At 64.9% G+C, this 2,290-nt stretch carries 1 protein-coding gene; it reads right to left on the bottom strand.

Annotation, left to right across the window (positions count from 1 at the left end; translation table 11 throughout):
* Positions 1-369: 369 nt before the first annotated feature.
* Positions 370-2,094, bottom strand: coding sequence for a heparinase II/III family protein (locus EN939_RS30615; protein ID WP_127271388.1), 1,725 nt, complete (start codon positions 2,092-2,094; stop codon positions 370-372).
* Positions 2,095-2,290 lie beyond the last annotated feature (196 nt).

Here is a 2,290-nt window from a genome sequence, read left to right as displayed (position 1 = left end):
GTCGAAAACGGAGAGCAGGGCGCGACGCACGGGAACAAGGTCTGGTGCGGGAATGTTCTTGGCGGCGACGGCCATGGGCTGGCAGCCTTTCACGACTGGTGTGATGGATGCCCGCGCCCGTAGCACATGCCGTCCGGAAATCAAACCGGCGGTCAGGTGGGGCAAGGCAACGAATCCGTATTAAAACGAAAAACCCGCCTGTGCGGCGGGTCACTGGCGCAAATCAGCACCATGGGCGAATTTGTACCATAGCTGAGGTCACCGAGTCAAGAAAAAATTCCTATCGTTGCCGACGCAAGCTGCCGATGCCGCCGAACTGGTTGTCGTCAGGCCTTTTGTTAACCTGCGTTCGAAGCCCTGCCAGGAGGATCAGTTGTTTTCCGGATGACCGGCGATGCTGGTGCGCGTCAGCTGCCAGTGGACTTCGGCGATTTCCGAGGCTTTGAAGGCAAGCACGATCTGGCGGCTGCGGCGTGGGCCGCCAAGGCCGGCGAAATAGATTGATTCCTCGACTTCCGGCACCACTTCGGCTGCTGTGAACACCCAGGTATCGGCCTGATCGGCGGCCAGCACCAGGCGGTCATGCTCGTCCTGCAAAAGGTTGATGTCGGGGTGGACATGGAAGCGGACGGTGACGAAGTCGCGGCCATTGTTGCGGATCGCTGCATTGCCGGGCCGCTGGAAGCGGTCGCGACCAGCCAGCACATTGCCGTTCGCCGACAGTTTCAGCTCGCGCTCATGCAGGAAGCCGAAGCGCGGGACATAGCCGTCATGGCGGGCGATGAAGCCCTGAACACCCTTCTGGTCGGTGCGCTTGCACTGCACGTGCTGCGGGCCGCCGATCAGCGGGGAACCGAGCAGGTCGTTGACACGCAGCGAATGGCTGAAGCGCGCCGACGAGGTGTCGTTGATGGTGGCGGTCGAGTGCGCGGCGGTGGCGCGCGCCAGCGGCCGGAATTCAGCCGCGCCATAGGTGTCGATGCCGGCATTGACGATGTAGTGCTGGCGGCCGGACGACAGTTCGAAGGCAAGGCAGCTGGCGTGTGCGGCGTTGGACACATCGACCGGCGGCGGCGGGCCGGTGTCGGCGATGACCGTGGTGCCGCCCATCGACAGGCGCTCATAGCCGGAATGCGGCGCATGCAGCAGCGGCGCGCCGGCGGTGTCGTCGTGGCGCAGAATGGTGGCGATGCGGTCGTGGATGGTGGCGCCCATGCCGTTGAAGCGGGCGAGGCTGCCATCCTGATGGCGAAAGAAGCGCAGCGCCGGCAGCATGCGGTCGATGGCGCCGATCAGCGCCTGCGGCGGCGTTTCCGCCTGGTTGGCATAGGTCTGGCGCAGCGGCAGAAGGTCGGCGAGGATTTCCAGGACAACCATCGGATTGCGCGAAATATGCCCGCCATCGGCGAGGATCTGGCGGTCGAGTTCCTCGGCAAGATTGCGGGTCGCGCCACGCAGGGCCGAGGCCGGCGCCGGCAGGGACAAGGCAGCGAAGGCGAGCGCGATGCGGGCCCGCAGCCTGTCCTTGCCGTCGGGCATTTCGCGCGCCATCGACCTGAGGTAGCGGATCTGGATGGCTACCGATTTCAGGAAGGCGCGGTAGAAAGGGAACTCGGCGCCCTGCAATACGACCGAGGAGTGCTGCAACCAGGCGATGATGCGCTTGGCCGTCGTGCCGGGCTCCCAGGCGATGCCGGAAATATGGCTGCCATGCATGGTGATCCAATCGGAGACCAGGGCGCGGGCATTGGCGGCGGCAAGCTCGGTGCCGGCGGCGCGCATATGGCGCAGCCAGCGAAAGCCGTGCAGCGTCTTCTGCCAGCCGTGATTGGGCACGCTGATCTGGAAAGGCGACTTGCCGCCGGTCTCGACGAGATGCCCCGACAGGGGATAGCGGCCGTAATAGATCTCGAGTGCGATCTGCGGGTCGGCGAGGCGCAGGTCCGGCGGCGCGATCAGCACACGTTCCGGCGTGCGGCCGGAATAGCGCCAGCGATAGACAGGCCCGGCGCGCAGGCGCCGGCGCGTTTTGCGCCAGAACTCCTTCGCGACAAGCGTCCACAGACGCGTCGTGCTGCTGGCAGCAAGTGCCAAAACCCCTCCTGATCGTCCTCTACCCCGGCGCCGAGTCTACATGATTGCACGATTCGTGCGAAGGCGAATTCCACGACCCCACGCCGGTTCACCTGGCTTTGCCCCCGATCCTACCCCAAAAAGTCAGTAAATCCGGGCAATTCAATCGCTAGCCGGCTCGCCGCATGCGAGCGACGAAGAAGCCGTCGAGGCCCGA

The sequence above is a fragment of the Mesorhizobium sp. M7A.F.Ca.CA.002.05.1.1 genome (assembly GCF_003998335.1).
In the GTDB taxonomy this organism is placed as follows: domain Bacteria; phylum Pseudomonadota; class Alphaproteobacteria; order Rhizobiales; family Rhizobiaceae; genus Mesorhizobium.
This window is presented reverse-complemented; position numbering and strand designations above follow the sequence as displayed.